Origin of the sequence: Limosilactobacillus sp., from assembly GCF_041859915.1 — a bacterium.
Taxonomy (GTDB): Bacteria; Bacillota; Bacilli; order Lactobacillales; family Lactobacillaceae; genus Limosilactobacillus.
Window position 1 is genome coordinate 20,622 of record NZ_JBFLGB010000019.1, and the last position, 6,482, is coordinate 27,103.

General features: G+C 43.9%; 7 protein-coding genes. 2 read left to right on the forward strand and 5 right to left on the reverse strand.

Translation table 11 applies throughout. The features are described 5' to 3' along the window. Positions 1-8: 8 nt before the first annotated feature. From ACEYV4_RS04250 to ACEYV4_RS04270, 5 genes are all read right to left on the reverse strand, one after another. The gene (locus tag ACEYV4_RS04250; protein WP_373842170.1) at positions 9-2,246 is read right to left on the reverse strand and encodes a bifunctional (p)ppGpp synthetase/guanosine-3',5'-bis(diphosphate) 3'-pyrophosphohydrolase; all 2,238 of its coding nucleotides are present in this window, start codon (positions 2,244-2,246) and stop codon (positions 9-11) included. A gap of 21 nt (positions 2,247-2,267) precedes the next feature. After that, positions 2,268-2,600, reverse strand: a complete 333-nt coding sequence (locus tag ACEYV4_RS04255) for a hypothetical protein (protein WP_373842171.1) — start codon at positions 2,598-2,600, stop codon at positions 2,268-2,270. 78 nt (positions 2,601-2,678) lie between these two features. Then, a complete protein-coding gene (locus tag ACEYV4_RS04260) occupies positions 2,679-3,431 on the reverse strand; it encodes a 16S rRNA (uracil(1498)-N(3))-methyltransferase (RefSeq protein ID WP_373842172.1) in 753 nt (250 codons plus the stop codon). Further along, positions 3,431-4,393 carry a 50S ribosomal protein L11 methyltransferase gene (gene prmA, locus ACEYV4_RS04265; protein ID WP_373842173.1) on the reverse strand — a complete coding sequence of 321 codons (963 nt, stop codon included), beginning with the start codon at positions 4,391-4,393 and terminating at the stop codon, positions 3,431-3,433. Before prmA ends, ACEYV4_RS04260 begins: the two co-directional genes overlap by 1 nt. A 67-nt stretch (positions 4,394-4,460) precedes the next feature. Beyond that, positions 4,461-4,760: a hypothetical protein gene (locus ACEYV4_RS04270; protein ID WP_373842177.1), complete on the reverse strand. Its 300-nt coding sequence runs from the start codon at positions 4,758-4,760 to the stop codon at positions 4,461-4,463. 197 nt (positions 4,761-4,957) lie between these two features. On the opposite strand from ACEYV4_RS04270, the gene ACEYV4_RS04275 reads away from it, so the two are divergent. Then, positions 4,958-5,134: a hypothetical protein gene (locus ACEYV4_RS04275; protein ID WP_373842174.1), complete on the forward strand. Its 177-nt coding sequence runs from the start codon at positions 4,958-4,960 to the stop codon at positions 5,132-5,134. Between the two features lie 123 nt (positions 5,135-5,257). Next, positions 5,258-6,220: an L-lactate dehydrogenase gene (locus tag ACEYV4_RS04280; protein WP_373842175.1), complete on the forward strand. Its 963-nt coding sequence runs from the start codon at positions 5,258-5,260 to the stop codon at positions 6,218-6,220. Positions 6,221-6,482 lie beyond the last annotated feature (262 nt).

Sequence of the window (6,482 nt, forward strand, 5' to 3'; positions counted from 1 at the left end):
CTATCCCCCTAATGAATGACTCGTTTAACAACGTAAACATCACGAATGTTCTTCAAACTATTCATGATGAGTTCCAACTGCTGTAGATTCCGCACACCAATAGTTAGGCTAATCGTAACCATCTTGTTGTGGTCAACTTTTCCGTTAACCGAATTTAAGAAGCGAGTACTATTGTTGACTGAGTGCAAGATATCATTAAGCATCCCATTGCGGTTATAACCTTGCACTTCGATATCGGCTTCATAGTTAGTTCTATCACCATTCGGATTAGCCCAGTAAACATTTACCAATCGTTGGCCGCTCTTTTCAGCATTAGCAATGTTAGGGCAATCTTGGCGGTGAATAGAAACCCCACGGCCCCGAGTAATGTAGCCAACAATAGGATCGCCAGGAACCGGATCACAACAATGGCTGAGTCGAACAAGCATATTGTCAACCCCTTCGACTACGACCCCTTCACTTGAAGCCTTGGCCTGCTTAGCCTTCGTCTTCTCGGTCGGTTTTTCAAGGGTCTGGTGGTCCTCCAGGAGTGCTTTCTGAGCCGCCTGTTGACGATCATTTCGTTTCTTTTGTCGAATATCGGCCGTAAAGCGGTTTCGAATACCGACTGGTGCTAGGTCACCAAAGCCCACAGCCGCATACATATCATCTGCGGTTTTATAGTGCATTTTCTGAGCCACTTGAGCACTCTTCTGGTCGGTCATTAAGGCAAATGGATCGTAGCCCGCTTCACGTAGCTGCGTCTCAACCTGTCGCTTACCTTCTTCAATATTCTTGCTCCGGTTATGAGCTCGGAAGAATTGCCGAATTTTGTTACGGGCTCGTCGTGTTTTAACCATGTCTAACCAATCTTGACTTGGACCAGCCGATGAAGACGAGGTCAAAATATCAACGATGTCACCGTTTTTAATCTCATAATCTAAGGGAACAATGCGACCGTTAACCTTGGCACCGGTAGTATGGTTACCAACTTCGGTATGGATCTGATAAGCCATATCCAATGGTCCTGAGCCCTTCGGCATCTCAATGACGTCCCCTTTAGGAGTGAAGGCATAAACCTTATCAGCAAAAACATCACTCTGAATTCCTTGTAAGAATTCGTCGGTGCCGTTGCTTTCTTTTCGTAATTCCAGGATTTCCTTCACCACGTTGAGCTTACGACTATCACGGGTTTGCTGAACACCATTAGTGATACCTTCCTTATAAGCCCAGTGGGCGGCAACCCCATATTCAGCCACCTGGTGCATATGGTGAGTCCGAATCTGAACCTCTAGTGGTCGTCCCTCTGGCCCAATCACGGTGGTGTGAAGGGATTGATAGCCATTAGTCTTAGGCATGGCAATGTAGTCCTTAAACCTTCCTGGCATTGGCTTCCAGGTCGTGTGAATAGCACCAAGAACGGCATAACAATCTTTAATGGAGTCAACAACAACCCGGATTGCTAACAGGTCATAAATTTGGCTAAATTGTTTATGCTGAGTGACCATCTTACGGTAAATGGAATAAATATGTTTCGGTCGACCATAAATCTCAACATTGGGACCCAAGTCGAGATCTTTGAGCGATCCCTTTATCAACTCAATCGCATGATTAATATATGCCACCCGTTGGTCTCGCCGTGACTTCATTAAATGAACAATGCGGTAATATTGTTGAGGATTCAGGTAGCGCAGAGATAGATCTTCTAGTTCCCACTTAATCGTGCTAATGCCGAGTCGATCGGCAATTGGCGCATAAATTTCCAATGTCTCGTTTGAAATTCGCCGTTGTTTATCGGGGCGGAGATGCTGCAACGTCCGCATATTATGCAAACGGTCAGCCAATTTAACAATCATCACCCGAATATCTTTAGACATTGCCAATAGCAATTTTCGGTGCGTGGCCGCCATCTGTTCCCGGTTAGACTTATAGTGAATCTTACCCAGCTTAGTATCTCCATCAACGATCAGAGCAATCGTTGAACCAAAAAGCTCTTTAATATCACCTAAGGTTGCACCGGTATCTTCAACAATATCATGTAAGTAGCCAGCACAAACCGTTTCTGGATCCATATGCAATTTAGCTAAAATTCCGGCAACCTGAATGGGATGAATAATGTAAGGCTCACCAGACTTGCGGCGTTGATCACGGTGACAAATAGCTGCAAACCGGTAAGCTTTCTCCACCAGTGCAACATGGTCATCATTCATGTATGAAGAAACAATTTTTTGAACATCGTCATGCGTTAATTCTTTTGTTTCTGACATTCGCAATCCTCCCATCCATCATCATTGCTGCCGCATCGAATATGCTAGGTAACTAACTGCCCAATAGGCCGGTGCCAAATAGTATGTATAATGCGGCATAAAGAAGTACGCTGCAATTAAGAATAGTATTGGAAAGACCAGCAATAGCCATCCCGTTAGCTGCTTACGAGCAATATAACGACCTAGCCAAATGCTATAGATTCCATTGATTAACAACAACACAACTTCAACCCACCGTACCCGTGTCAAGAAGGGAAGTCGGTCAGTTAATACGGGCACTAGCATTCCAAAAACAATACTAAGTCCCCAAAGCCATTTGTCGAATATTTGCCGTCCATTCTTAAACCTTGCCATTCTCTCAACACCTTGTTATCAATTTTAGTCGCTTATCACGATAATTTTATTTAATTGTATCACAGTTTAACAAGTTACTTATCGTTGATTGATTGCCAATTCACTGGCATAAGAAACTGCAGCTAAAAAATACAGGGGCGCTGTTTCTGTGCGCAGAATGCGTGGACCAAGACCAATTGGAATTATCCCAGCATTCTTCATTTGTTTAACCTCTTGATTTGTCAAGCCACCCTCAGGGCCAAAAATGGCCGTCAAAGACTGTCCTAAATGCAACCGGGTCAGTACTTGGTGAAGGGCACTGGTTTCACCCTGTTTAGCCGATTCTTCCCAAGCAACTACCCGTTGGTCAGCCGGATTAGCGATTAAAGCAGTGTGCAAATCAGAATAATAGACAACCTGAGGCTGATAGTTGCGATGAGATTGTTCAGCCGCCCCATCAGCTATTTTTTGCAAACGTGCAAGTTTCTTAGCTCGCCTATTCGGATTCCAATGACTCACCGAACGAGTTGCTTCAAAGAAAGCAATCCGGTCAGCCCCAAGTTCGGTAGCTTTTTGAACAATTAGCTTAGGCTTTTCCTTGGTTTTAGGCAGGCCACATAACACCGTCACCCGAAATGGTAATTCACTGTTGCGGTGTAATGGTTTAACTAACTTTACCCGAGCTGGTTTAGTAGCAACAACAGTAGCCAAGTAAACCTGGTGATCATTTAAGACTATCTCCACCTGGTCACCAGGTTGGGCTCGCAGTACTGTCATTAAATGATGAGCTACCGATCCCGGCAGGTCGATTACGCCGTGCTGAATTGGTTCTTCAATAAAGTATCGTTGCATTAATTTTCATCCTCACTTGGCTTATGAGCAATAATGCCGTGCCAGTCCTTCATTTTCGTCTCACTATCAATAATAAACCCCTGCGCCGTTAATTTTTGGCGAACTAAGCTTGCTTTATCATCAATAATACCTGACGTTAGAAAATATCCACCGGGCTTTAAATTCTCAAAAGCCTGCGGTACCAGGGGAACAATGATCTCTGCCAAAATATTGGCCACAATCAAATCAACTTGAGTATGAATACCATCAAGTAGGCTATTGACGCCAACCTTCACGTCCTTAGCTACTGGATTAAGGGCCAGGTTCTTCTTGGCGGAACGAACGGCAACTTCATCAATATCATAGGCAGTTACGGCACCGGCGCCAAGTTGTTTAGCAGCAATACTGAGTACTCCAGATCCAGTCCCCACATCAATCACCGATTCACCACCACGAATGACTTTTTCCAATGCCTGAAGCATTAATTCCGTTGTTGGATGGGTTCCAGTACCAAAGGCCATCCCTGGATCCAAGACCAATAGCTTTTCTTGAGGTTGCTTAGGCTGGTAATCCTCCCACTGCGGTACAATCGTCAATTCATTAGTAACTCGCAACGGGTGATAATATTTCTGCCAGACGGTTGCCCACTTTTGGTTGTCAACTACGGCAGAAGTAACCTCGTTTTTGCCCGGATCAAGTCCATAACCTTTAAGCTTAGCCACCCGTTGTCGGATTGTTGGAAGCAACTCTGGAACAAATGTTTTAGCTGGAAAGTAACCAGTGATTGCCGCTCCCGACTGTCGATGAGGAATCTCCTGAGGATCAATGATTTCACCATGTTTACCGAAACGACCGGGCTTTAAATGAGCAAAGTCAGCAGCATCATCAATCTGTACTCCCTGAGCACCCTCATCCGTTAAAATATAGCTAACGGCTTCAACCGCCTCACTAGACGTCACCACCGTAATTGCGGTCCAATCCATATAATCTCCTCCTTAAAATAAGAAGATCGTGGCCATCCCAAGATAGTCACGATCTACCTACAATTATTTATTCCGTCTTACCATCATCGGTTCGTAATCGTTCTTTTTCTCGACGCTTTTCTTTTTCCATGTGGTGCTTCAGGTAGTCAACCAGAGCAGCTTCCGTTAAGAAAATCCGCGGATGATGTTGATGATGAAGTCGGACATCAATTTCGTTGATTCTCAAGCGGCCTGTCCACGTATGGGAATACCGAATGATTACCCGGTTATTTAGTTTGTGTTTACCAAACCGAAAGACATAGACGTGCTGTGGCGTCATCATAGGACGAATATATTCCTTTTTATACATTAAGTCATTTTCACGCATAAATTGCTTCGTTCGATTCAGAATGGTAACCACCTCCTCCATCGTATATTCGCAGCCAATTGTCGTATTATTGGCCATTCAGATAATTATATTTTATCACATGGTTAAGAAAGTGCCAAAGTTTTCTACTTATCATACCATGGTTAATCGGTCAGTGCTATACTGCTTTACACTAATCCAATTGAGGTGAATCTTAAATGAGTATTTTATTTCTTATCTTAGGTTTATGGATCCTCTGGAAACTTGGAATTTTTACCCTCAAAATTCTAGGAATTCTCTTCGTCCTCCTATTAATTGGCGCCTTAGTTCACGCCTTGCTTTGGCCGGTAATTATCTTAGCTTTAGTAGTTGCTGGATACGGAGCCTTCAACTAAAATTTAGCAATAAAATGAAACTTATTTCACAAAGTTATAGCATTTTTCACAAGGAATGCTATAATCAAATACGAGAGGAATTCTCAAAATAGCATATATCGGATGAAAGGGAGACTGTCTATTATGTCTAAGAATCATCAAAAAGTTGTTCTTATCGGTGACGGTGCCGTTGGCTCCAGTTACGCTTACGCTATGGTTCAACAAGGTCTGGCTGAAGAATTAGCCCTTGTTGATATCAACAAGAAGCGTGCTGCCGGTGACAAGTTAGATCTTGAAGATGCTACTGTCTTTACTGCACCTAAGAAGATCTACGCTGCCGACTATGACACTTGTGCAGATGCCGACCTGGTTGTTATCACTTCTGGTGCTCCACAGAAGCCAGGTGAAACTCGTCTGCAATTGGTTGACAAGAACCTCAAGATCATGAAGTCCGTTGTTGAACCAATCGTTAAGTCTGGTTTTAAGGGTGTATTCCTGGTTGCTGCTAACCCAGTTGACATCCTAACCTACGCTGTTCAAAAGCTTTCTGGCTTCCCAAAGAACCGTGTTATCAGTTCCGGTACTTCACTGGATTCTTCACGTCTGCGGATCGCTTTGGCTAACCTGTTCGACGTTGACCCACGTGATGTAATGGCAAACGTTATGGCTGAACACGGTGACTCTGAATTTGCTGCTTACTCCAGTGCTACCATTGGCGGTAAGCCATTACTGGAAATCGCCAAGGAACACAACGTTTCCATGGATCAACTTCTTAAGATCGAAGATGACGTTCGTAACAAGGCTTACGAAATCATTAACCGGAAGGGTGCTACCTACTATGGTGTCGCTACCTGCTTGATGCGGATTTCTCGTGCTATTCTGCGGGATGAAAATGCCGTTCTGCCAGTTGGTGCTCCAATGGATGGCCAATACGGTGTCAAGGAACCTCTTTACCTTGGTACTCCTGCTGTTATCAATGGTAATGGGATTGCTAAGATCATCGAAGTTCCACTTGACGAACGTGAACAAAAGGCAATGGATGCCTCTGCTTCAGCCTTAGCTAAGGTTGCTAAGCAAGGTTGGGCAAAGCTTGAAGGCAACAACTAATTTATATTAGTCGTGCTTAAGTCCATAAAAAGGAACTGGTCAATTGATCAGTTCCTTTATTTTTTATCGAGGAAGAATTATCAACTACCACCGATTAAAATCAGTGGCTTGTAGCTCACGGATTTGACGATCCAGAAGTGGTAGCGTCTAAAAGACTTCTTCCCAAAGCGGCTACATCATCGGGTGGTTGACAGCACCCGTTTAACAGGCAAGGTTTACTCGCCCGTTGTTAATTTATTAAAAGCTGGATGTTTGTTACCGC

Excerpts from the sequence above, each read along its gene's own strand:
- ACEYV4_RS04250 (WP_373842170.1), bottom strand. The coding sequence starts at position 2,246 with ATGTCAGAAACAAAAGAATTAACGCATGACGATGTTCAAAAAATTGTT.
- ACEYV4_RS04255 (WP_373842171.1), bottom strand. The coding sequence starts at position 2,600 with ATGGCAAGGTTTAAGAATGGACGGCAAATATTCGACAAATGGCTTTGG.
- ACEYV4_RS04260 (WP_373842172.1), bottom strand. The coding sequence starts at position 3,431 with ATGCAACGATACTTTATTGAAGAACCAATTCAGCACGGCGTAATCGAC.
- prmA (WP_373842173.1), bottom strand. The coding sequence starts at position 4,393 with ATGGATTGGACCGCAATTACGGTGGTGACGTCTAGTGAGGCGGTTGAA.
- ACEYV4_RS04270 (WP_373842177.1), bottom strand. The coding sequence starts at position 4,760 with ATGCGTGAAAATGACTTAATGTATAAAAAGGAATATATTCGTCCTATG.
- ACEYV4_RS04275 (WP_373842174.1), top strand. The coding sequence starts at position 4,958 with ATGAGTATTTTATTTCTTATCTTAGGTTTATGGATCCTCTGGAAACTT.
- ACEYV4_RS04280 (WP_373842175.1), top strand. The coding sequence starts at position 5,258 with ATGTCTAAGAATCATCAAAAAGTTGTTCTTATCGGTGACGGTGCCGTT.